This window comes from Undibacterium sp. GW821-FHT11B02 (assembly GCF_058808955.1).
The window spans coordinates 20,142-44,318 of sequence record NZ_JBXASD010000006.1; the positions used below are offsets into that span (position 1 = coordinate 20,142).

Sequence of the window (24,177 nt, forward strand, 5' to 3'; positions counted from 1 at the left end):
GCCTGTTCAGTTACGCACAGCTTGCGCATAATCGAAATAGCGATAAGTCTTGCCATCGACAGTCAGGTCCTTGACCACCAGGTTGATGGAATAGCTGCCATTGCTGAGCGCTGCATCCACTGCAGCACCGCTAGGGTCAGTTGGCAGCTTGAACACCAGGCCAGTTGATGGAGCAGTTGGGTTCAACACCGCTGACTTGACCACAGGCGCACTGGTCGTCGCTGGCTTGAGCAAGGCTTCGTTCAAAACGCGGCCATCTGCCTGCGGCATGGATTGACCAAGCAGGTAAGCGATGGTCGGTGCCACGTCTACGTTGCCAGTCGGGTTACTGATGGTGACGCCGCTGCGGAAAGCCGGGCCACTGGCGATCAATGTGTTGTGTACATCGATGGGGCTGAAGCTGCCATGCATGCCGCGATTGCCGCCTGTGCTTTCAAACTCGATACCTGGCAAACCATTCACCAGTTGCTGTGAATCCCAGGTAAAACTGACGACGATATCTGGCTGGCCTTTACCCGAACGGACAGCGTTTTCCAGGTTGATCATGGACATAGGCAAGGTACCAGGAATGGCACCGTAGCGGCTGTCAACGAAGATGGCACCGTATTCTTCACGTGACTGCAAGAAGCGCACTGTATTAGCAACTGTTGTTGCATCGTGGTCTGGCAGGTAGAGGTAGTCAGAACCGCCATTGGCAGCAACGACGATGCCATTGGCTGGCAAGCTGGCAGGTACCTTGAAGCTGGCCACAGGCGTCGGCAAGGTGGCGCTGATGGCCTGGTATTTGGTGTTGGCAGTACCACACAGCGTGCCTGTGGTGTCAGTACCGATGTTATAGGTGTTGCTGCCGTCAGCCTTGATACCGTACATGCCACTGGTGCTGCAACCAGCACCGTCAAATGCCTTGAAGCCGGCAAAGGTCAGCAAGTCTGCCGTACGTACATCACCAGAGACAGAGAAACCGCCGACCGGGTCTTTGTCACCCAAAGTGGCATTGGTGATGCCGCTGGTTACTGATGTGCTGGCATTGATGGTGCGCAGCGGATACAAACTGGTTGGGCCTGACACATTGCTGTGTGCATGGTCAGATACGATGATGATATTGGTGGTGCTGTCCATGCCAGCCGCTTTCAAGGCTGCCTGCAATTCACCCAAACGTGCATCTTGCGAAGCCAGTGCCTTGCGGTAATTGGCCGATCCAGGGCCATAGGCATGTTCTGTATTGTCTGGTGTACGGAACCAGATCAGCGACAGGTCAGGCAATTTTTTTGGCAAGATGAAATCTGTGTAGAGCTTCAACATGTATTTGTTGGCAGCATCTTCTGGTGGCCCCTGAGTGGTGTCGCTGGCATCCCTGACTTGCAAGCCATTAGGCAAGGCAAATGTCAAAGCACCGGCACGCGCCGTTGGGTTGCCATTGCTGGCAGTCAAAGTCACTGCACCAGCCGGATAGGCAAATGGGGCATTCAGTGGCAGTGCGTAATTGGCAGCTTGCAAATCAGTTGCCAGTGATTGCGGCAAGACTGTGTTTTCATCAAGGAAAACGCCGCCACGACCAAGATCCTGGATGTAGGCTGCACCTGATTTACCTATCGTAGCCGTTTTCAGACCGGCATCCTGTGCAGTTTTGAACAAGGTTTTTACCAGCAGCAACTGACCACCGTAATAATCATTGAGCGTGCTGAGGACAGCGTAATCTTCGGTGAATACCGGTGCGTTGTAATCCTGATTAGTACCGGCAGCAGACTTGCCTACAGGTATAGGGGTAGTCGCAGTCGCTTGCGGTGGTGTCCAGAAGGTGTTGCCATAAAAGCCGCTGGTCTTGGGGAATGACCCAGTCGCAAACGAAGAACCATTCATCATCGTGAATGTTGGGTACGTCGAATGATGATCAGCAAAATTGACACCCTGTTGACGCAGCGCATACAAATTGGGGGTATCGGTCGCATTGACGGCATCAGGGCGCAAGCCATCCCATACCATGACGATGGTACGTGTCTGGACTGGCGTTGTCGTAACAACTTGTGGTTGTGCGGTCGCGACGGAGCTGGAACCACCGCAAGCAGACAAGCCGGCAAGTGCCACGCTTAAAGCGAGAACTAAGGCAGATTGGCGCATAATTAGTCAGTAAAGATGAAGTAAATAAACAACCGGCACTCAGGCTGGCCTCGTTAAAATTGTTGTGTGGATCGTGGAAGAAACGTAAGAATGATCAACATTCAAACTTTGCTATTTTCCAATTGCATTCATTGCAAATAACACATGCAAACGGTGACGATATCCGGTTCAACTCGGATAATAGTCAGGGGAAATGACAAGGTAATGACAGTTTCAGGAAGGAACGAGCAGACTCCGGGCATTGGCGATGCGTACTTGCCATGACTGGTAAGAAATCAGGTAGGCAATTGCAACAACAACGCTTTCGCAGCCTCATTGTCCGGCGCAACTTGCAGCAACTTTTCCAGTAATGGTCGTGCCTGCTCGTATTGCCCCATTTGCTCATGGCAGGCCGCCATGTTGAACAAGGTACCAGTGTGGTTGCCGTAAATGTTTTGGGTGTGTTGGAAATAATGCAGGGCAGCGGGGAAATCATTCAGGGTATAAAACAGGCCGCCGATATCGAATGCCAGATCGCGCTCTTCACCCATGGGGAAATAGGCATGCCAGCAATCATGCAGCAATTGTTTCAGTTCAATGATTTGTGCTTCGCTTAAGGTCGGAATCAGTTCCACCATGCGCGGTATCAGCCGTACCAATTGGTAGGTATCGTTACGATTGAAGCGCATGTAGGCGAATATTTCGTTAACATTCATTTCTGCGGCTTGCTGATTCAGGCATTTGCTTAGTGTATAAAAATCGTCGGGACCGAAGTTGCTTATTTGTTGGCGATAGGTACGTCGGGTGCTGCTATGTGCATCAGCGTCTTCCAGCAATAGCAGGCCGATCACTGCGATACTATGATGTGATTTTTGCGGTAGCAAGGCCAAACCACCTGATGCTTCACACCAGGCAGCGAAGGCATGGTAGTTCACGCTGAGAGAAAATGATCCATGTAATATCAGGCCAGGGGCATCAGCGTAGACCACTTCGTTCAGTTGGCAATTACCTTTATCTGATGACAGCAACAACATGCCTGCCTGTGACAATGCCTGCAAACGCGCCAAACAACGCAGGCTGGCCGCAGGAAACAGCACATGTGCGCCACCAGGGTCGACGATGCAGCGGCAATATTGTTCCAGCTCTGCCTGTAACGCTGGTTCTGCATAAAACTGCTGGTCGCAGACCTGGTATTCATAATGGATTTGTAGTTGCATCAGCAAGCTGGCTGCATCAAGTTCATCTGGCTTTTCGGGACAGGCCAGCGAGACCAGCGCATGGTGAGCAATGCCGTTTTTAAAATAGAGTAAATCCTGCGGCACGCCGTCGAACACATAATTGGCCAACACCACCAGTGGGTTTTGCAATGCAGCCTTACTGACGACGGCTCCGCTGATTTGCAGGTGCAATTTGTCTGTTTGGTTGACATCGAACAGGGCGATGTCCAGCAAGCCACTGGCGAACCAGTCCTGAAAATGTGTATGCCTGCGCCAGGCATCGAGGTTACTTTGCGTGAAGTCAGTCAGCACATAGAGAAATGCAGTGGATGGCACAGCATATTCTGCACACAAGGTCAGCAAATGGCGCAAGAAATAGAAGGCAAAGCGCCCCGAACCTGCACCCAGCTCGCATATGGCCAGTGCTTCAGTCTGCAATTGCCCGGGCTGCGTCTGCAGGCGCTGCCGGTCCTGATAAAACGCGAACACGGTTTCTGCATAGGCTTGTGCCATGGTGGGGTTGCTGGTCACATAATGCGGTACTTCTTCATTACGCCAGGCATCGGCGCCGCGCTGGTTGAAATAGTGACGCTGTATATCCCATAATAAGGATTGGGCAAAGGGCTGTCTTTCTTCCAGTATGTACCAAAGTTCTTCGTCGTCGCTCTCGTTTGTTGCAGTATTTGAAGCGTCCGTCATCGTTGTTGGTGCTCCTGTGTGGCGATAAGAATTGACCAATAATTTAATCTCTGTACACGCGTTATGTGGTGAATGCAGTGTTGGTTCTCACAAGATAAAACCCTTGACCGAGATTGACCTCGCGTCAAATAAACCTAAGCGTCGCCGACATGGGTTACTTCCACTTTATTCTTAATTTCGTTTTTTCTTAGCGCCACTTCCTTACCGATTGCACCAACACTATATTTTGCGTTGTCCAGCGCTGCCTGGGTGTACGTGCCGGCATTATGCGTAGTCGTCCAACCAGAACTCAGGACGACGGGAATATATCCCGTGTACTTTCCAGAAAGCGCAATTTCTTCCTTGGTTTCATGGATAGCATTCAGCCATTCATGCTCTGGGGCGCATGTATTGGGCTTCGTGCCATTTACAATCACGGCAGGCGATCCACTGGCGACCCTTGCTTCCGTATTTTTCTTTGCATCTTCAATACTTGAAGCAACATGCTTTTGCTTGAATGCGGCTGACAGATTAATATCGCCCTTGTCAATCTGTGGCGCCTTATTTGTAGACGCATCACGTTCTAACGAGTTGTACAGGCGCTGGACAGGTGGGGAAGACGGAAGATATGCAGCAGGTTTAAATTGCTTTGTCGCTACGCTCTGTGTAGCAATGTGCTGCATACCAACTGCCTGGGCCTTCGCCCCCATCACATCAGCTTCCGACTCCAGCCCTACGTCATCATTCACTGCCGTGCCCTTCATTTGTAAAGTGGGTTTGACGCGACCTTGTGCCTGCTGCACCACATGCCAGGCTTCGTGTGGCAAGTGCTGTTCCTGGCCAGGTGCAAGATGAATGTCATTACCCTGGGCATAGGCGTGGGCATTCAATTGCGCTGGCTGGGATGAGTTGTAATGCACCCTGACATTGTCCAGGCTCATGCCAGACAAGGTTTCCACACCCGTCTTTAACTGGTTAGGAAGGCCGGTCCTGTTGGCCATGGCCGGGGCCTCTTGCAATTGAGTCATAGCCGATACGGCAAATTGCCCTTGTACTAATTCTTCATTGACCTGTCTTTGCACTGAAGTCGCACCTGTTTTCGCATGATTCGCCATCAATTGTTTTAAGTTGCGTAAATTATCATGGCGAGGGCTCGCATCCATCATGGCTTTGAGCTGGCGCTGGGATGTAGCAGAGGCACGCTTATCAGCGAAAGATGTCTCAGATTTAGCTTGTGCAAATGTTAGGGGGGATGTTTCATCCTTTTTTTGCACAGTACCTTGTCTGGGTTTTGAACTATGTGCCATATAAACCTCATTCAACAGGAGAGATGAGCATTGGTATATCAATGCTAGACAGGTGAAATCTCAAGTACCATTCAGCATTGCATATTCAACCCCCTCAATGGAAAATCAAGACACCTATGGAGATAAGCCTTTAGATGCTGCTTCCGCCACCGCCTGCGCGGCTAATGCGGCCGATGCAGGAGCCCTTCCCGGAGCACCATCACCTTCGGCCATGGTGACTTGCGTTGTTCCATCATGACGATAATGCACATGCACCTCTTTATATCCAGGATTATCACGCAATGTAAAGCAAACAATACTACGATAGTGTTCGGCAGCAATGGTAGTCAGATGGCTACCGACAGGTGACTGACCGAGCAGATTCTGCGCACCAGCACCAGCAGCAGGCGCGGCGGGAGCGGCACCGCCTGCGCCAGCAGCACCCGCACCACCACCGGCCGCTGCGGCGGCGACAGGTTTTGCTACTACTTTCATCCCCATTTTAGCTGTCATTTCAGCATCTTCGGCCTCTTTCTTTTTATTGAACACCCGCCCAGGAAGAGCATCGGACTCCCACCCACCTTTGACAGAACTCACCTTGCGTTGCAATATTGCTGTCGGGTTTGCAGAAAGCTGGCTTGAAGAACTCAGCCCCCAATTTGCGATATTCTTTTTCACGGCCCCCTGCAACACGCCCACACCTTTCGTGATGGACTTCCCTTTCGCAACATTCGTCTCTGCCGTCAAATTCACATCAGCATCTACCGCCGCCCCCTTCATTTGCAACACTGGCCGACTCCGGTTCTGCAAATTCGATTCCGTATGCAATTGCGTGGAATCAATCGAAGAAATTTTTCCTTGCATCAACTCTTCATTTCCCAATCTTTGTACTGGTTTTGTTGTGGTCGCTGCCTGATTCGCCATCAATTGCTTTAAGTTACGCAAATTGTCATGACGTGGGCTGGCATCCATGACCGCCTTCAATTGCAGTTGCGCTGCAGTTGATGCGCGCTTGTCGACAACTGTAGTTTCAACTTTGTACCCTGTAGCCAGACTGCTGGATGAAACAGCTGTTTGCTGCGCCGCATTTTGGCCTGATTCCGAACGGTATGCCATGCCTCACCTCAGAGTTGAAAAAGTGGCAATCACCAACGGCATAGCCGCAATTGGTGGCTAATGAATTTGTAAGATCAGATTCTAGAACCGGGTGGCACCGCAGTAACTATCCGATCTTACTAAAAGATTCATTATTTTCCCATATGATTAATAATTAAGCACATTGATTGTGTCTGGCAGGGTATCTTGCGAGCAAGTGGCGGCCATAAGTGTCATGGACCCGCATTCTGCCTGGAGAGCGCTTGTCAGTATGGCGGACAGGGCCGCAATATGTGCACCAGTGCGTTTGGACAGTTTCATAGCAGGCCCCTTCTTATAGGTGAAATGAAGTATCAGTCTGCCAGACCAATACTTCAGATACGCCTCAAGAAGGAAAACGGCTTCAACATATGCAGGACTTACGCCAGGTTGACTCAAACAAAGTCAGCTCGCCGTATTCACCACCGCTTCCAGTTTGTGTTTGACTTCAGTGATCACGCTATCCCAATCACCTGCGCGGGTTTGCGTGATCAAGCAGACTGACGGGTACCAAGGGCTATCGGATCTATTTGACAGCCATCGCCAACATGAATCAAACCTGTTCAAAACCCAGGTGGGCTTGCCCATGGCACCAGCCAGATGCACCATGGAAGTATCGACGGAAATAATGATGTCCAGGTTGTCTACCAGGGCGGCAGTATCGGAAAAATCTTTAATTTCGCTGGTGTAATCAATGATGACAGGACCGTTCCAGGATGTGCCCTGCACAGCCTTGAGCTGCATTTCACCCACGCTTCCCTTTTGCAGGCTGTAAAAATCGATACCTGGTATGTTCAGTTGCGCCAGCTTGGCCAGAGGCATATTGCGGCGTTCATTCACGCCCCAGGTATCTGGCTGATCTGCCCTGAATCCGCCGGACCATACCAGGCCAACTCTCAAGTTATTTTTTTGCCCCAGTTTTTCTGACCAGACCTCGCGTTTGGCTGGCAGTGAATGCAAGTAAGGAATTGCCACCGGAATATTTGCCAGCGTGGTCTTGAATGCCAATGGCAGGCTCATCATGGGGCAATGGAAATCAAAAGGCGGCAATGGCTTGCCCATTTCCACGATGGTGAAGTTTCCCTTCAATGTAGACAGCAGGTCCATGATTTCTTTGGGAGTTTCCAGTACAACCCGTGCGCCAAGCGTATCCAGCATGGGAATGTAGCGGCAAAACTGAAAGACATCGCCATAGCCCTGCTCTGGATAAATCAGTACTGTCTTGTCTTTGATGGATAAATCACCCAACCAGCGTGGCTGCGGGTAATGTCTTGCCACGTCCTTGGCAAAGTCTTTCCAGCGCCATTCATATTGCCGCCAGCCGTTCTCATAATCCCCCACGGCAAGCTGCACCAGTGATTTGCCCCAGTTGGCGGATGGGTCAGCAGGGTCGAGCGCAATTGCGCGTTCATAACTGGCAAGCGCAGCGTCAAACAGGCGGGCGTCACTTAATGTCCCAGCGTGCGCGATATATCCTTCCTTGAAATCAGGGCGAATGGCAATGACTTTGGCGAAATGATCCGCAGCCTCAACAAACTGCCCCAGTTGTTGCGCCAGCATGCCAAGTACGTAATAGGTGTTGAACATGTCTGGCTTGATGCGGACTGCTTGCTGCAAATGGTGTTTTGCTTCGTCATTCGCACCTTGTCTCATCAGGGCCAGGCCCAGATTATTGTGTACCTCTGCATAGTCGGGCGTCAGCTCCAGTGCTTTTCTATATTGTGCTGCTGCACGCGCCCAATCTCCCTCATCCAGATGGGTATCGCCGCGACTCTTGAAACTCTCAGCGGCTTCGGCCTGGACCACAGGTGCCGGGTCAGCACGAACGATGGGTTTGGAAATCTCTTTTTTTGGTAATGCTGCCGGTGGAGAGAAAATATTTTTTAGCCAGTTCAACATGTCGTATTTCACCTGCCAGCAAGTTTAAAAGTTAAAGCCACGAAAATTTCTTGGTTACTTTTTATGAGATAAGCTACAGATTGTACCCATAAGTTCGGACTTCTTGAAACAGACATCCGCTTTAGTATGAAAATAACTTGCCAGCCACAAAATAGCTAGGCTACTATGCATTATCCGTCTAGCTCACCACCCATTATCGAAAGGAGAAAACATGCATCATTCTAATCGCCACTCTCCTTCCATGGGCCTGGTTTTCTGCTGCTTGTCATAAGACTGTTTTAGCGTCTTCAGGCAAGTCTGCCTGACATCTTTGTCATTCAAATCAAATGTTTATACTGGTTGGCGTTATGCCAGATCTGTATACATTTGTGTACCAGCGCCCTGTTCCTGACTTCATTTTTGGAATTTTTTATGGGCAATTTTATCCCTCTCTTCAATGCCACAAGGTTTGAGGAGTATCTACAAATAACTGCAAACACTGGTCCGGCAGAATGTTGCCTGGCGGTGGCCAAGGTGTTGACGCGTCTCCTGAAAGATGCAGACAAGGCAGGCGTACAAATCAGAATACTGGAGCAAGTACCCGGGCCGTACGCTGGGACTTTTAGGTCAGTATTGCTGGAATTGAGTCATACGTCACAGGCGGATGCAGCACAGGCTTTTGCTACTCTGTGGCAAGGCAGCTTACTATGGATTTGTGACAGCCCTTACCGACCTGGACACCGTCGCAAGAACTGGTTTGTGGGCGGCAGCCTATTCATGCTGGGTCGCGATCAGTCGGGCGGGGACCTGTCGGACAGCGACATCAGATATGAAGCGACACGGGCATCCGGCCCGGGCGGGCAGCATGTCAACAAAACGGATAGCGCTATCCGTGCCACCCATATCGCCACTGGCATATCGGTCAAAGTACAGAGCGAGCGCAGCCAATTTGCCAACAAGCGGCTGGCGACACAATTGCTTCGCCTGAAGCTGGTTGAACTGCAACAGGCAAAAGAACGCGACAGTAAAGCGGAAAGGCGCATGCAGCATCACACGACCGAAAGGGGCAACGCCAGCAGGGTCTTTGTTGGTACCGACTTCAAGGAGCAAACACGATGAAGTTGCTTTATTAACTGTTGTGACCAGCGCCTGTGCCAAAGGTCTGGCACCTCAACTCCAGAGAAGCACCACTACCCGTGTGGGTGGCGGTGTTTTGTCAGGTATTGACGACTGCCTCACTTTCACTGATGCTTGACGATCAGACCGATCGTGTTCAATGATACGCCATTGAACCATAATGAGACAGCTTGTATTTCATCTTCCCTGGAGAATCGATGAACAAGATTCTAAAACGCACTGCCGTCAGCCTGCTGGTGCTGATCGCCCTGGGCGGCACTGCAGCCTTCCTTAAAATACAAAGTTCTGGACATCCACAAATTGATGGGGAAATGAAGTTGCCCGGATTGACAGCACCGGTTAAAGTGCTGCGCGATGAACTGGGTATCCCGTATATTTTTGCTGCCAATACTCCTGACCTGTTGCGGGCGCAGGGTTTTGTCACTGCGCAAAACCGGCTCATGCAGATGGAATTGTTCCGCGCCACCTGGCGCGGTGAACTGTCCGCCAGCCTTGGTGCCGAAACCCTGCCCAGCGACATCCGCATGCGTGTGTTGGGTATACGCCGCAATGGCGAACGCCATGCCGAAAAACTGAGCGCTGAATCAAGAGCTTTCTTCCAGTATTACGTGGATGGCATCAACGCTTATATCAAGGCTTATCCCGATGAACATCCGATAGAACTGAAAGCCGTCGGCCTGGTGCCGCAACCCTGGAACGTGGCTGATCTGATCGCGCTTGTGCATTATGTGCATTACACGCATTCGACCAATTTCAAGGCCGAAGTGGTAGCACAAAAACTGATAGACCACCTGGGCATGGAACGCGCCCGCGAGATATTTCCGCTGACCATCAATCCTGACTGGAAAAACCCGGTGCCTGCTCCGAAAACGGACAACACCAATGCACAAGCCCAGTCAGCGCACCTGAACCTGGCCTGGAAAGATTTGAACATCGCACCAGAAACGCTGAACCATCAGGGACTAGGATCAAATAACTGGGCAGTCGGGCCTTCACGTTCACAATCTGGCAAAGCCATGGTTGCCAATGACCCGCATCTGGACAACCGCATTTTGCCCGGCACCTGGCACCCTGTGGGTTTGTTTACCCCGGAGATACAGGCTGTGGGTGCAGCCCTGCCCGGTATGCCGGGGATTTTGGTGGGGCGCAACAAGCATGTGGCATTTGGTGTGACCAATGCCTATGGTGATGTGCAGGATTTGTACGTGGAAACCATAGATCCGGCCAACAAAGATCATTACATGGATGGCGGGCGCAGTGTACCCTTCACCGTCATCAACGAAAGCATACGCATCAAGGATAAAAATGGGCCAGATGGATTTATCGAACAGGCTTTGAGAATACGCTTTACCAAGCGAGGGCCAGTCATTACTGATCATCCCGGCCTTGGTCCCAAGGGTGACAAATTGCTGGTCTTGCGCTCGACCGACGCCGAAGTTCTCGGGCCACAAATCGGCATTGAAGGTTTGTTGACTGCGGCCAATGCCAAGGACTTTGACAAGGAAGTGCAAAAGATAGACCTGATGATGTTCAATTTTGTGTTTGGTGATGATCAGGGCAACATTGCTCACAGAGCGACCGGTGCAGTACCAATACGCAGCGGGGCCGATGGCGGATTCCCGCGCCTGCCGCCGGCAGATGGCAGCGATGACTGGACCGCGTTCATTCCCAAAGACAAGATGCCCGGTATGTTCAATCCTGAACGCGCATGGGTGGGCACGGCCAATCACGATACGCGTCCCGAAGGTTTCCCCTGGTATTACACCAACTATGTATCACCGAATTATCGCTATACCCGCATTGGACAAGTGCTGGGTGCAGCAAACAAAATGACGGTGGAAGACCACTGGAAACTCATGCATGACGACCGCAATTTGCAATCAGATGCGTTGCGCCCTGCCCTGATTGCTGCACTGGAAAATGACCCGGCAAACAAAGACCTGGCTTTGATTCTGAAAAACTGGGATGGCCGGGACAATGCAGACCTGGCAGCACCACTGGTTTATCAAGCGCTGTATCGTGAAACCGTCATAGGTACCTTCACCGATGAGCTGGGTGAAGACGTGGCAAAAGACATGTTGTCCACCTGGTATTTCTGGCAGCAGCGTTTTGACGCCTTGCTGGCTACCCCAGATTCGATCTGGTTCGATGACGTGCGTACCCCCAACAAGCGCGAAACGCTGGCCGATGTGATTCGGGCCGCAGCACCTCGTGCACGTGCGGCACTGGAAACCCTGCAAGGTAAAGACCCCGCCAGTTGGCGTTGGGGCAAGGTCCATACCGTGCGCTTCGTCAGTCCCTTGCGTCGCAACGGCACAGGGCAAGAATTACTGGGTGGCTTTACGGTGGAAAGGTCGGGTAGCGGCGAAACCGTGAGCCGGGGCGTCTACGATTTCCAGAAGCCGTACGAAGCAAATTTTTTCGCCTCCATGCAAGTCATCGTAGATTTTGGCGATAACGAAAAAATTGAAGCTGCCCTGGCCGGTGGTGTCAGTGAGAGACATTTCCAGCCACATCAAAACGACATGGCAAAACTATGGGCACAAAACCAGTATCGTCCTTGGTGGTTTGCCAGCAAACAGGTGGAAGCCCATGCCAGGAACCGGCAGACACTGGTGCCATAATCAAAGGAGTTGGATAAGTTGAAGGAGCTGGAAAAGCTGGTAATGCAGCGCTTCTAATTCCCGACCAAATCCGCACTCACCTGACGTGCCTTTAACGCTTTGGCATGGCGATGCCGCGCCCGCAAACGCGGGTTGGTGACAACATGGCCGACGGTCTCACCTATGACCATGGCGACACCCAACAGTGGCAGGACCAGCATCAGGCCAGGTACCCCGGCCAGTTCGCCGCCGACAAAAATCATCAGCACAGAAATCAGCGGGTGCATGTGCAGGCTGCGCCCCAGTGTCAATGGCATGAAGATGAAATCGTCCAGCAAACGCACCATGACGAAGACAGCTATCGCGCCATAGGCCAGTAAAGGCAAATCAGGCGCATCAGTGGCGGCCACCAGCACCACCATGATGCACCCCATGACAGAGCCGACAAAGGGCACCCAGGCCAGGATAGCCGATATCAAAGCCAGAAGCAGTGGTGAAGACATGCCTATCATCCACAAACCCAGTGCCAGGATAACCGTGTCAATAACCGTCAGCTTCAACAAGCCCTGGAAATAGCGGCGTGCGGTCTGGTCGACTTCATACATCAGGTACAGGGTTTCTTCAAAAAATGCGTTCGGTACGGCACGGGCCAGGAAATGCTTGAACTTGCGGCCATCGCGCAAAAAGAAAAAGGTCAGGAAAGGAGTCAGGAAAATAACCGGCAAAAAACTCGCCACAGACATCAGGATATTTGCCGCGTATTGCTGGGCGAAGTTATCCGTGTTAGCCATCATCCAGGCATTCACGGTATCGCTGGCATGTGCTTTGCGCAAAATCGAGAAATTGCCTTCCAAGGTGTGCATGGTGTTGCGCACAAACTGTAGCCCACCTTCCACATAATGCGTCACCAGTTCTTGCAACGACCCCATGCGGGTAGTAAAAGTGGTAATCGCGTAACTAAGTACCACTACCATGACGATGAAAAAAATTCCTCCCACCAGCATGGCCGCCGTTTCACGCGGGATGCCAAACAAGGTCAGACGTGATACTGCCGGTATCAGGATGTAATACAAAATCATGGCGAGCAGGAAGGGGACGACCAGCCACAACACTTTGGGCAGCAAAAAAAGCAACAGGCAGGTGGCAGTGAGCACACCCAGCCAGACCACGGGACCAGATTCGCGTTGATTCACAGTTCCTCAATACGGGTAGAGCCTGCCATGGAATCACGCAGACGACGACTGATCAGACGCGCCAGTTCCAGCGATATCTTGTAACCGATGACAGCATTGGTTTCCAGCAGGGAGCTGAAGTCGGCCCGGAAAAACACAGCCACATCACAGTTTTCGGCAGCACGTGCCTGGGCACTACGCGGTGAATTATCCAGCAGGGCGACATCACCAAAGAAATTACCTGCAGCCAGTTCAGCAATAACTTCAGTAACAACCCCACTGTCTTGCTCACGGGTTCGGCAAATATGTATCTTGCCAGATAGCAGAATATACAAAGCCTGCCCCTCTTCACCCTCATCAAAAATGACTTCATTGGCAAGATAGTGGCGGTCGTGCAGCATGCCATCAATAATCTTCAATTCACGCGGACTGAGGGTAGAAAAGAGCGCCACACCTGACAAACGCCGCAGGCGATCAGATTGTTGTGGTTGTTTTATCCAGCCAAGTGCCACTATGCCCCCGATAATGATCAATGATGTGTGTTTGCTACTGATATGGCACAAAATTAGTCAGGAAAATAGCCCGATAACTATTATTTGGCATGCTTCCCACCAATTTGGCAATTTTGTAACCAGATTATGCGGGAAGGCACAATAATTGCCCATGAAAATTTAAGCTATTCACAAGCTCAAATCAGGAATTTAAGGGTGAGATCATCAATCAAATGAATTTATCCGGGGTAATTTTTCACCCCATTGTCCACTTATCAGTGGACAATGATCAAAAAGACAAGCAACAACCAACAAGAATTGACTGTGCAGTAAGATTTCTGCCCGAAAGCCTTGCATATTTTTGCAATCCGGCGCGCCTATTGGTAGGATTAGTCCTTTATTAGCATTTTTGTGCAGGCCAACAAAAATACACGATTAGTTTGCCGTTACTAAAGTAACAAATAAAGTAATAAAAAGTTTCCCCTGCGACATGAATGATTTGGGCCGTAAGCAGATTTACCACTAATTTTCACTGGATGCCATGCAAAACAGTACGACGCGCAAGCCAATTGAGATCAAGATTTCTACTGTTGTTGCTGTTGCAATTTTACTCAATGAATCGTCTTTCCCTGCCGTCGAAGCGGCGCTGAAGGAAATGACAGCAGGCTCACCCGATTTTTTTGATGATGAATTTGCCGTTATTGATGTCGAAGCCATCACCGAACAGGAACTGGACTGGAATGCGCTGATCCCCCTGTTCAAGGCACATGGCCTGAACCCGGTCGCTGTCAGACATGCACGGGAAGAGGATCATGCCACCATTCGTTCCCACGGCCTCAGTATCGATGTTGTCAGCAAGCCAAGGGCAGAACCAGAAATACAGGCCAGCCAGGTTCAGGTGCCAGTGCAAGCGGCAGCAGTCGCTGCACCGGTTGCCGCCGAGCCTCAGGTCATTATCCGCAATATGCCAGCCATGGTGATTGATACACCAGTACGGGCCGGGCAGCGCATTTATGCTCGTGGTGCGGACCTGATCATTACTGCTTCAGTCAATAACGGAGCCGAAGTAATTGCAGATGGCAGCATCCATGTCTACGCGCCCTTGCGCGGACGTGCCCTGGCGGGTGCCACTGGCAACACTGAAGCAAGGATTTTTGCCCTGACGATGGAACCGGAACTGGTTTCCATCGCCGGTATTTACCGTACTTTTGAAAATGGTTTTCCCCCCTTGCAGGCACACCACCCAGCTCAAGTTAAGCTGAACGGGGACAGTATTGAAGTATCATCTGTAAAATCAGCAGGCTAATCTGCAGGTTAAACTGGAGATTAGCCGCCTCAATTTTCAGTATTTTCGGATAGATTAAAGGAGTTTTTTGTGGCAAGAATCATCGTTGTAACATCCGGTAAGGGCGGCGTGGGCAAAACCACATCCAGCGCGAGTTTTGCCTCTGGTCTGGCCATGCGTGGTCATAAAACAGCCGTGCTGGATTTTGACGTCGGCCTGCGTAATCTTGACCTGATCATGGGTTGCGAGCGTCGCGTTGTGTATGATCTGGTGAATGTCATCAGTGGCGAAGCAAGCCTGAACCAGGCACTGATCAAGGACAAACACTGCGACAACCTGTTCATCCTGCCTGCATCGCAAACCCGCGACAAGGATGCGCTGACCGAAGAAGGTGTAGAACGCGTACTGAATGATCTGATCAAGATGGATTTTGAATTTATCGTCTGCGATTCACCTGCCGGTATCGAGCGCGGTGCCGTCATGGCACTGACCTTTGCCGATGAAGCCATTGTCGTCACCAATCCTGAAGTGTCCTCAGTCAGGGATTCTGACCGTATTCTGGGTATCATTCAGGCCAAGTCAAAACGTGCGCAAGCAGGTGGTGAGCCAGTAAAGGAACACTTGTTGATCACCCGTTATTCACCAAAACGGGTAGAAGCCGGCGAAATGCTGTCTTATACCGATGTGCAAGAAATCTTGCGTATCCCCCTGATTGGTGTTATTCCTGAATCAGAAGCTGTACTGCATGCTTCCAATCAGGGCAATCCGGCCATCCACATGAAGGGTAGTGATGTGTCGGAAGCTTATGAAGACGTGGTTTCCCGCTTCCTGGGCACAGAAGTTCCCTTGCGTTTTATTAATTATGAAAAACCGGGGCTGCTGCAACGCATTTTCGGAGGCAAATAATATGGCTCTGCTTTCTTTTTTATTCAATACCAAACCAAAAACCGCCAATATGGCGAAAGAACGCCTGCAAATTATCATTGCACGCGAACGCTCTGGCCGTGACGGCTATGATTTTTTGCCCGCATTGCGGGAAGAACTGATCGCTGTCATCTCGAAATATACCAAGGTCAACCCGGAAGACATCAAGGTATCTCTGGACAAACAGGGCAACCTGGAAGTGCTGGATGTCAACGTCGTATTACCGGAATTGGAATTACGTAGTTAAATATTGGGCATTTCATCTTATAACCTGTCAACACAGGTCATAAGCTGGTATTGCCATGTGCTTGCCTGTCTTTGTATGGCCAGATTTGTTTCTCATAGGCATGAAAAATGCTAGTAGAAGCGTCTGTGCAAGCACGGACCCAACAATTGTATTCGTGAAATATTCACATTTCTTCACAATTACTTATTTTTTCACTTGCTTTCGATATAATGGAAGATATTCCACTTTATTTGCCGGCCATCAACGGTAACACTCCATGAGAATCGCTGTACTTGACGACGACAATAATTTGCTCGAACTGGTCTGCACCATTTTAAATGCTGCCGGGCACACTACCCATCCCTTCCTGAGCGGGAAAGAGATGTTGCATCAGTTACGTCGTGAAAGTTACGACATGCTGATACTGGACTGGCAAGTACCCGACCTGAGTGGAACAGAAATTTTGCACTGGGTGCGCGAGAAACTCTCGCCTACTCTGCCTGTGCTGTTCATGACCAGCCGTTCTGGTGAAGATGACATCGTCGCTGGTCTGGCAGCCGGTGCAGATGATTACATGATCAAGCCCATACGCCGCAGCGAAATGGTGGCACGGGTACAGGCATTGTTGCGCCGCGCCTACCCTACCCAGACGACATCAGAACATTTACAGTTTGGCATCTATAAGTTTGAAACCCGTGCCGGTCGTGTCAGCGTGAATGATGTGCCGGTAGAAATGACACAAAAAGAATTTGATCTGGCCCTGTTATTGTTCCGCAATCTTGGTCGCCCGCTTTCTCGCGCCTACATACTGGAAGCAGTATGGTCGCGCGATGTCGACATCCCCTCCCGCACCATGGATACCCACATTTCCCGGGTACGCAGCAAGCTGGAATTGCGTCCCGAAAATGGCTATCGCCTGGCACCGGTCTACAGCTACGGCTATCGCCTGGAACAAATGACACCAGAATAATCCCCCGGGCCTGCAGTGTATCGGCCCGGGCAGCATGACCCAACGAGGAGTCCCGCATGAGACTAACCCGCCCCCTACTCCTGCGACAAATATCCCTGAGTTTCGTTTTTAGCCTGACCCTGGCATTACCTATGGTATCCATAGCGGCACAAACCGCAGACATGAGCGGTGAGCCAGGCAGCTTTATCAGCACACCTCCAGACATGACTTATTTTGCAGTACAGGGCGATACCCTGTCTGCCATTGCCAAGCGCTATACCAATAAAACCCTGAACTGGACCATTCTGGGCAAACGCAACAAGATTGGCAACGACAGGGCCATACCTATAGGTACCGCCATCCTTATCCCGCTTGAGCTATTGCCTGAAGAAGACAGCGAGGCAAAGGTCATCGCCATGACCGGCAACCCCAGCTTTAAGGCTAAGGATGGCAGCACCGGTAATCTGGTTCTGGGTGCAGTCGTCAAGGAAGGTACGCAGATCACCACGGACAAGAATGGCTTTCTTACCTTGTCACTGATAGACGAATCGCGCATTTCAATTCCCTCAAACAGCCAGATAAGCCTGGCCAAATTGCGCAAGACAAAATATACCTCCAGTCCACGTACCGAAGTTGCCTTGTTGCAGGGCAAGCTTGAATCGCGCGTAACTTCTTTGGTCAGCAACAAGGGGCGCTTTGAAGTCCGCACCAATCTGGCAGTGGCAGGTGTTCGTGGTACCAACTTCCGTGTTGGTGTGAATGAAGATGGTATTGCCAATGAAGTCTTGTCCGGCGGTGTGGCAGTTGCCAACACCAATAGTAAAAAACCGGACGAGTTATTGCTGACTGCCGGTAAGGGCAACATTATCAGCACCAGTGGCGTTGGCAAGGCAATTGACCTGCTACCCGCCCCTGTAATGAGTGAACTATATGTATTGCAGGAACGCCCTACCCTCCAATTCCAGGTTGAGACTAATCCCGACGCTACCGGCTACCGCGTACAGATTGCCAAAGATGCCGAGATGTTGAATGTATTGACTGAAAACCGCTTCAAAGACAATCGCTTCAAGTTTGACGGTTTTGCTGACGGCAATTATTTTGTCCGCATCACGGCAATCGACAAAGCTGGGTTGGAAGGTTTTCCTTTGGTAAAAGCTGTGACGCTGAAGGCCCGTCCTGAACCACCTTTCACAGTACAGCCAAAAAACAAGCTAAGAGCCGAGCGCCTGGATTTTGCCTGGACTGAGGCTAGCAATGCGATAGCCTATCATCTGCAAGTAGCCAGGGATGCCGAATTCAAAAACCTGCTGATAGAAAAAAATGAGCTCAAAGAAGTACAGTTCAGCGCCGACAGACCAGCCGACGGCAATTACTACTGGCGCATAGCCACTATCACCCAAAAAGATGGCAAAGCCGATCATGGGCCGTTCAGTGACGTGCAAAAGTTCATGGTTTTGCCCGTTACCAGCCTGGCACCACCTGACGAATCCAATGGCAATCAGTTGTCTTTCAACTGGGCATCTGAACCAGGACAAAAATTCCTGATACAAATCAGCACTGATGCAGGATTCTCAAAACTGTATTTGTCCCGTGAACTTGACAAGGCTGAGCTGAAAATTGACCGTCCACAAGCAGGCACTTATTTCATTCGAGTGCGGTCAACCGACCCGGATGGCTATGTCAGTGCTTTTTCGTCCACGCAGAAGATCACTCTTTTGCCACGCTGGACCAGTGGTGATGGTTCGCCCATCAACAGTGGCGGGGGCGCTGTTGGTACGAATTTTTAATTCGCTATTGCAGCGCCAGGTTAGCGGCATATGACAAGCGATCAATCAAACAGCCAATTCAGGGTGGAGCGTATCGCCCTGCGGGAATGGCTGGTTCTCAGCGTGCTGATGCTCTTGCTTACCGCAGGCCTGTTGTTTTACAAGACACTCGAACGTGCTGATCTGGTGTTGTACGACAGGCTAATGCAGGTCAATACCCGGCCAGCGAGGGACGATATCATCATCGTCGGCATAGACAGTCACAGCCTTAGCGAGCTTGGCAAATGGCCCTGGCCCAGATCGAGGCATGCAGAGCTGATCAAACAAATCAATGCCGCCCAACCACTGGCAATCGGCATGGATTTCGTGTTCACTGAAGCAGAAGATAGTGCCCCTGAACAGGTAGCCAATGGCGACCACACATTTGCTGAAGCCATCGCTCAAAGCAATAAGGTGGTCTTGCCGCTGATTTCAGAAAATGCTGGCAAGGGCTTAATGACGGTACGCCCCGTCCCTGTGCTGGCCAGTGCTGCCCGCCAGTTGGCCCATATTAATCTGGAGCTGGACAAGGACGGCGTAGTACGCAGCATCTTCCTGCGCGAAGGCATGAATGGTGAATGGTGGCCGCATTTTTCATTGGCACTGGCAGATATAGGCAAAAATATCACTCCGGGTACCGAACCCAGCTTGCCTGGCAACAGACTTGCGGCTTCGTTGCGCAATGCGCCGGCAGAGCCAGGTACGTGGCAACGCGATTACCAGATGCACATCCCCTTCTCAGGTAGCAGCGGGCATTTCCGGACCGTACCTTATGTGTCAGTCCTGCGAGGTGAAGTGCCACCAGCGTTCTTCAAAAATAAATATGTACTGGTAGGGCCCACCGCCAGCGCCATGGCTGACTCATTCCCCACTCCTGTGTCTGGCAACGAGGGCATGATTTCAGGAGTGGAAATCAATGCCAACATTCTCGCAGCTTTACTGGATAATCGCAGCATAGTCCCGGCACCACTGACCTATAGCCTGATTTTTAGTCTGCTTGGGGTGGCTATGGCAATGTCTGCCTATCAATTGCTATCACCCCGAAAAGCCTTGCTGGCAACTGCAGCAATAGCTTTGCTGGCTATGGCGGGCAGTTGGATAAGCCTGCGCTACCTGGGTTATTGGGTGCCACCGACGGCAACCTTATTGGTCCTGATCATTGCTTACCCCCTATGGAGCTGGCGGCGGCTGGAAGCGGCCATTCGCTTTCTGGGGGAAGAGTTCCGGGTACTGGACCAGGAACCACATTTGCTGCCAGAATTTGTCGATGCAGATGAAACCCAACCCGTACGCGCCCTCACTGATACGCTGGAACAAAGTATCAATGCCATGCGCGAAGCAGTGGACAGGGTCAGGGATTTGCGTCAGTTTGTCAGTGACAGCCTGGTCAGCTTGCCAGATGCCACCCTGGTCACCACTACCGATGGCAATGTGCTGCTGTCCAACCAGCCAGCAATCGATTATTTTGCCAGCATAGGTATGCCCAAAGTGAATGATGCCCTGGTGCCGTATTTGTTTGCCAAGATGGCAGCCCCCCAGTATTCTGAGCAGGGCAGTGAAGACAGTTTCAGTTGGTGGAATATCCTGGACATCAAACACACCAAATCCATGTCACAAGGCATAGAAGTACGTGACCCGCTGGGCAAGGATTTGCTGATTAAAAGTGCCCCTTGCTATAACGGCGAAAAACGGCTGGTTGGCTGGATAGTCAGTCTGATTGATATCACCAGCATACGGGCCGCAGAACGCAGCCGTGACGAAACCCTGCACTTTATCTCGCATGACATGCGGGCACCGCAGGCATCCATCCTTGCCCTGTTGGAATTACAAAAAGACAGCGCAACTGCCCTGCCTGTTGACGAATTCATGTCAAGAATAGAAAGAGCCTCGCGCTCAACTCTGGGGTTGGCAGACAATTTTGTCCAGCTGGCGCGGGCAGAATCCCAGGATTACCGCTATGAAGAAGCCGATTTCCAGGACATCTTGCTCGTCGCCACAGAAGAAATGTGGACTTTATCAAAAAACAAGAATATCCGCATCGTCACCCAGATTCAGGACGAAGAATTCCCTGTACTGGTAGACCGCTCACTCATGACCCGGGTTCTGACCAATTTGTTATCGAATGCCATCAAGTACAGTCCAAGAGATACCACCATTACCTGCTCGCTGACAAAAGACGAGCATCTGGCCGATGCCACCATTGTGTGTTCCATTGCCGACCAGGGTTATGGCATTACCAGGGCGGATCAGCACAAACTGTTCCAGCGTTTCCAGCGTTTCAAAACCAATGAACAGCCCAAAAATGACGGTGTGGGTCTGGGCATGGTATTCGTCAAGGCCGTGCTTGACCGCCACCAGGCAAAAATCGATTTCACCAGCACGCCCAATGAAGGTACGACTTTCTACATCAGGGTACCGGCTGATCTGGATTAGTGACCACCAAATTAACACCCATTAGTAACAATCGACATACGAAACATCACGGCAAATTCAATAACATGTGCCTGGCATATGGCTATTTGTTGTAAAAATAACATAATTTAACAGATGTTGATGCTGTTGATGTGGATCAAACAGTGCTGCCCGGGAAAATGCCCAGCCAACGCGCTATAATGGAGGCTGACATCTTCCCCCGGTTTATTGCATGCAACTGTCAGCCGTTGGCCTCAACCACACGACCGCGCCGCTGTCTTTGCGCGAAAAGGTCGCCTTCCCTCCTGAGCAAATTGCTCAGGCGGTGGTGGCTGCCCGTGGCTGGTTCGCCCGGCACGACAATGGCAGCAAGCTGGTGCATGGCAATGAGGCAGCGATTTTATCCACCTGCAACCGCACCGAACTGTACGCTGCCAGCAGCGCTGCCAATCCTGTTGATGCAGCCGCCCATTTTCTGGCAGATTTTCATCAGTTACCGTATGCTGACCTGCGCCCGCATTTGTATACCCTGCCGCAAGACAATGCGGTAAGACATGCCTTCCGCGTCGCGTCTGGCCTGGATTCCATGGTATTGGGTGAACCGCAAATCCTGGGACAAATGAAAGATGCGGTCCGCCAGGCTGATGCAGCTGGTGGCCTGGGCACTTATCTGCACCAGATGTTCCAGCGTACCTTTGCAGTCGCCAAGGAAGTCCGCAGCACTACAGAAATTGGGGCACACAGCGTATCGATGGCCGCCGCTGCCGTGCGCCTGTCCCAGCGCATTTTCGACAAAATAGCTGACCAGCATGTGTTGTTTATTGGTGCTGGCGAAATGATAGAACTGTGCGCTACCCATTTTGCGGCACAAAACCCAAAATCCCTGACCATCGCCAATCGCACGCTGGAACGCGGTGAAACTTTGGCGCACCGCTTTAACGGCAAAGCCATACGCCTGGCGGATTTGCCACAGCAACTGGCACAATTTGACATCATCGTATCTTGTACTGCGTCTTCACTGCCGATTATTGGCCTGGGCCTGGTGGAGCGTGTGGTCAAGGCCCGCAAGCATCGCCCCATCTTCATGGTTGATCTGGCCGTCCCACGTGATATCGAAGCAGAAGTGGCCAAGCTGGATGATGTTTTCCTGTACACCGTTGATGATCTTGGCACCGTCGTACAATCTGGAATGGAAAATCGCCAGGCCGCCGTTGCACAGGCTGAAGCGATTATTGAAACCCGTGTTCAGTCTTTCATGCACTGGATAGATGGCCGTGCTGTTGTCCCCGTAATACAAGACCTGCATGAAAGCAGCGAGCAACTGCGCCTGATTGAACTGGAACGCGCCCGCAAGATGCTGGCCCGTGGTGAAGATATCGACACCGTGCTGGAAGCCCTGTCAAAAGGCATTACTGCCAAGTTCCTGCATGGCCCGCAACAGGCCCTGCATCAAGCCAGCGGCGACGAACGTGCTCGCCTGGCAACTTTACTCCCCCAACTTTTCCGCACCAAGCGTTAGCGACTTGCAGCGCCGTTAGCCTGCCCGTTAATACGTGGTCAGGCATCTCTGTATTCTGGGCCAGTCCGGCCCGCACCCATCATTCGCTATAGAGCACTACTATGAAACCATCAATGCTTACCAAGCTGGATCAACTGGCAGAACGCCTGGATGAAGTCAGCCATCTCCTGATGCAGGAAGGGGCCACCAATGATATGGATGCCTACCGCAAGCTCAACCGTGAGCATGCCGAACTTGATCCGCTGGTTGCCCTGTACAACAACTACAAGCAAGCGCAGGCAGATATCGCCGAAGCCCAGGAGATGCTCAATGATCCTGACATGAAGGCTTTTGCCCAGGATGAAATCGAAGCAGCGAAAAACACCATGCAAACACTGGAAAGTGATCTGCAAAAAATGCTGCTGCCGAAAGACCCGAATGACGAGCGCAATATATTAATGGAAATCCGCGCTGGTACAGGTGGCGACGAAGCCGCCCTGTTTGCTGGTGATTTGCTGCGTATGTACATGCGCTTTGCCGAACGCAATCGCTGGCAAACCGAAATCATGTCGGAATCGCCATCTGAATTGGGAGGTTACAAAGAGGTGATTGTGCGGCTGGCGGGCTTGGGCGTGTATTCCAAGCTGAAATTTGAATCAGGTGGTCACCGCGTACAACGGGTACCGGCAACTGAAACCCAGGGCCGTATCCATACCTCGGCCTGCACAGTCGCCGTCATGCCGGAAGCCGATGAACTGGCCGACGTGGTCATCAACAATGCCGATTTACGTATTGATACCTTCCGCGCCAGCGGTGCCGGTGGTCAGCATATTAACAAGACCGACTCGGCGGTCCGTCTGACACATCTTCCTACTGGCATCGTCGTCGAATGCCAGGATGGTCGCAGCCAGCATCAAAACAAGGCACAAGCCATGCGTGTGCTGGCTACCCGCATCATGGACGGCCAGTTACGCGAAAAACAAGCCAAGGAAGCAGCAACGCGCAAAAGCCTGATCGGTTCCGGTGACCGCAGTGAGCGCATACGCACTTACAATTACCCCCAGGGGCGCATGACAGATCACCGCATCAACCTGACTTTGTACAAGCTGGACTTCATCATGGATGGTGATCTTACCGAACTGACGAATGCCCTGGTGGCAGAACATCAGGCGGAATTACTGGCAGAGCTGGGGGAAGACGGTATTTGATCTGCCACCCAGGCAGTATTTGCAGTTTGATTTACAGGTTATTAACTGGCTCTTCACAGGTTTTTATTGCCTTGGAGCCTGAATCTGTCAGATACTCGCTAGCAATATAGGCAAGGCACCGGTATAAGTGGTGCTTTGCGTCAGGGATGCCGAACTAAAATCCATAGCCGACATCCA

18 protein-coding genes are annotated in these 24,177 nt (G+C 51.4%); 10 read left to right on the top strand and 8 right to left on the bottom strand.

The genetic code is table 11. From position 1 onward, the window contains the following. Window positions 1-6: 6 nt before the first annotated feature. The 6 genes from AC1RVX_RS13625 to AC1RVX_RS13650 all read right to left on the bottom strand — a co-directional run bounded on the left by AC1RVX_RS13625 (window position 7) and on the right by AC1RVX_RS13650 (window position 8,311). Window positions 7-2,118, bottom strand: coding sequence for an alkaline phosphatase family protein (locus AC1RVX_RS13625; RefSeq protein WP_493217146.1), 2,112 nt, complete (start codon window positions 2,116-2,118; stop codon window positions 7-9). A gap of 275 nt (window positions 2,119-2,393) precedes the next feature. After that, the gene (locus AC1RVX_RS13630; RefSeq protein WP_493217147.1) at window positions 2,394-4,013 is read right to left on the bottom strand and encodes a tetratricopeptide repeat protein; all 1,620 of its coding nucleotides are present in this window, start codon (window positions 4,011-4,013) and stop codon (window positions 2,394-2,396) included. A gap of 134 nt (window positions 4,014-4,147) precedes the next feature. After that, window positions 4,148-5,299 carry an eCIS core domain-containing protein gene (locus AC1RVX_RS13635; RefSeq protein WP_493217148.1) on the bottom strand — a complete coding sequence of 384 codons (1,152 nt, stop codon included), beginning with the start codon at window positions 5,297-5,299 and terminating at the stop codon, window positions 4,148-4,150. Window positions 5,300-5,413: 114 nt separating this feature from the next. Continuing rightward, window positions 5,414-6,394, bottom strand: a complete 981-nt coding sequence (locus tag AC1RVX_RS13640; protein ID WP_493217149.1) for a hypothetical protein — start codon at window positions 6,392-6,394, stop codon at window positions 5,414-5,416. A 147-nt stretch (window positions 6,395-6,541) separates the two neighbouring features. Then, on the bottom strand, window positions 6,542-6,694 hold the full coding sequence (locus AC1RVX_RS13645; RefSeq protein WP_493217150.1) for a hypothetical protein: 153 nt from the start codon (window positions 6,692-6,694) through the stop codon (window positions 6,542-6,544). Between the two features lie 123 nt (window positions 6,695-6,817). Beyond that, the gene (locus tag AC1RVX_RS13650; RefSeq protein ID WP_493217151.1) at window positions 6,818-8,311 is read right to left on the bottom strand and encodes a tetratricopeptide repeat protein; all 1,494 of its coding nucleotides are present in this window, start codon (window positions 8,309-8,311) and stop codon (window positions 6,818-6,820) included. 411 nt (window positions 8,312-8,722) lie between these two features. Here AC1RVX_RS13650 and prfH point away from each other — a divergent pair, with 411 nt between their 5' ends. Next, window positions 8,723-9,409: a peptide chain release factor H gene (gene prfH / locus AC1RVX_RS13655; RefSeq protein ID WP_493217152.1), complete on the top strand. Its 687-nt coding sequence runs from the start codon at window positions 8,723-8,725 to the stop codon at window positions 9,407-9,409. A 215-nt stretch (window positions 9,410-9,624) separates the two neighbouring features. Then, window positions 9,625-12,051 carry a penicillin acylase family protein gene (locus AC1RVX_RS13660; RefSeq protein ID WP_493217153.1) on the top strand — a complete coding sequence of 809 codons (2,427 nt, stop codon included), beginning with the start codon at window positions 9,625-9,627 and terminating at the stop codon, window positions 12,049-12,051. Window positions 12,052-12,104: 53 nt separating this feature from the next. On the opposite strand, the gene AC1RVX_RS13665 is transcribed toward AC1RVX_RS13660, so the two are convergent. Continuing rightward, window positions 12,105-13,223, bottom strand: coding sequence for an AI-2E family transporter (locus AC1RVX_RS13665; RefSeq protein WP_493217154.1), 1,119 nt, complete (start codon window positions 13,221-13,223; stop codon window positions 12,105-12,107). Next, complete coding sequence (locus tag AC1RVX_RS13670) at window positions 13,220-13,735, bottom strand: cyclic nucleotide-binding domain-containing protein (RefSeq protein WP_493217155.1); 516 nt, start codon at window positions 13,733-13,735, stop codon at window positions 13,220-13,222. The genes AC1RVX_RS13665 and AC1RVX_RS13670 overlap by 4 nt, the downstream gene beginning before the upstream one ends. A gap of 499 nt (window positions 13,736-14,234) precedes the next feature. On the opposite strand from AC1RVX_RS13670, the gene minC reads away from it, so the two are divergent. The 8 genes from minC to prfA all read left to right on the top strand — a co-directional run bounded on the left by minC (window position 14,235) and on the right by prfA (window position 24,000). Further along, window positions 14,235-14,999 carry a septum site-determining protein MinC gene (gene minC / locus AC1RVX_RS13675; RefSeq protein WP_493217156.1) on the top strand — a complete coding sequence of 255 codons (765 nt, stop codon included), beginning with the start codon at window positions 14,235-14,237 and terminating at the stop codon, window positions 14,997-14,999. Between the two features lie 69 nt (window positions 15,000-15,068). Further along, window positions 15,069-15,884: a septum site-determining protein MinD gene (minD, locus tag AC1RVX_RS13680; RefSeq protein WP_493217157.1), complete on the top strand. Its 816-nt coding sequence runs from the start codon at window positions 15,069-15,071 to the stop codon at window positions 15,882-15,884. 1 nt (window position 15,885) lies between these two features. Continuing rightward, on the top strand, window positions 15,886-16,149 hold the full coding sequence (gene minE, locus AC1RVX_RS13685; RefSeq protein WP_423012226.1) for a cell division topological specificity factor MinE: 264 nt from the start codon (window positions 15,886-15,888) through the stop codon (window positions 16,147-16,149). 256 nt (window positions 16,150-16,405) lie between these two features. Next, complete coding sequence (locus AC1RVX_RS13690) at window positions 16,406-17,098, top strand: response regulator transcription factor (protein WP_186950807.1); 693 nt, start codon at window positions 16,406-16,408, stop codon at window positions 17,096-17,098. A gap of 56 nt (window positions 17,099-17,154) precedes the next feature. Next, entirely contained in the window at window positions 17,155-18,864 is a 1,710-nt protein-coding gene (locus tag AC1RVX_RS13695; protein ID WP_493217158.1) for a FecR domain-containing protein, read from the top strand. A gap of 30 nt (window positions 18,865-18,894) precedes the next feature. Next, complete coding sequence (locus tag AC1RVX_RS13700) at window positions 18,895-21,315, top strand: CHASE2 domain-containing protein (protein WP_493217159.1); 2,421 nt, start codon at window positions 18,895-18,897, stop codon at window positions 21,313-21,315. Window positions 21,316-21,526: 211 nt separating this feature from the next. Beyond that, window positions 21,527-22,813, top strand: a complete 1,287-nt coding sequence (hemA, locus tag AC1RVX_RS13705) for a glutamyl-tRNA reductase (protein WP_493217160.1) — start codon at window positions 21,527-21,529, stop codon at window positions 22,811-22,813. Window positions 22,814-22,914: 101 nt separating this feature from the next. Further along, window positions 22,915-24,000: a peptide chain release factor 1 gene (gene prfA, locus AC1RVX_RS13710; RefSeq protein WP_493217161.1), complete on the top strand. Its 1,086-nt coding sequence runs from the start codon at window positions 22,915-22,917 to the stop codon at window positions 23,998-24,000. Window positions 24,001-24,177 lie beyond the last annotated feature (177 nt).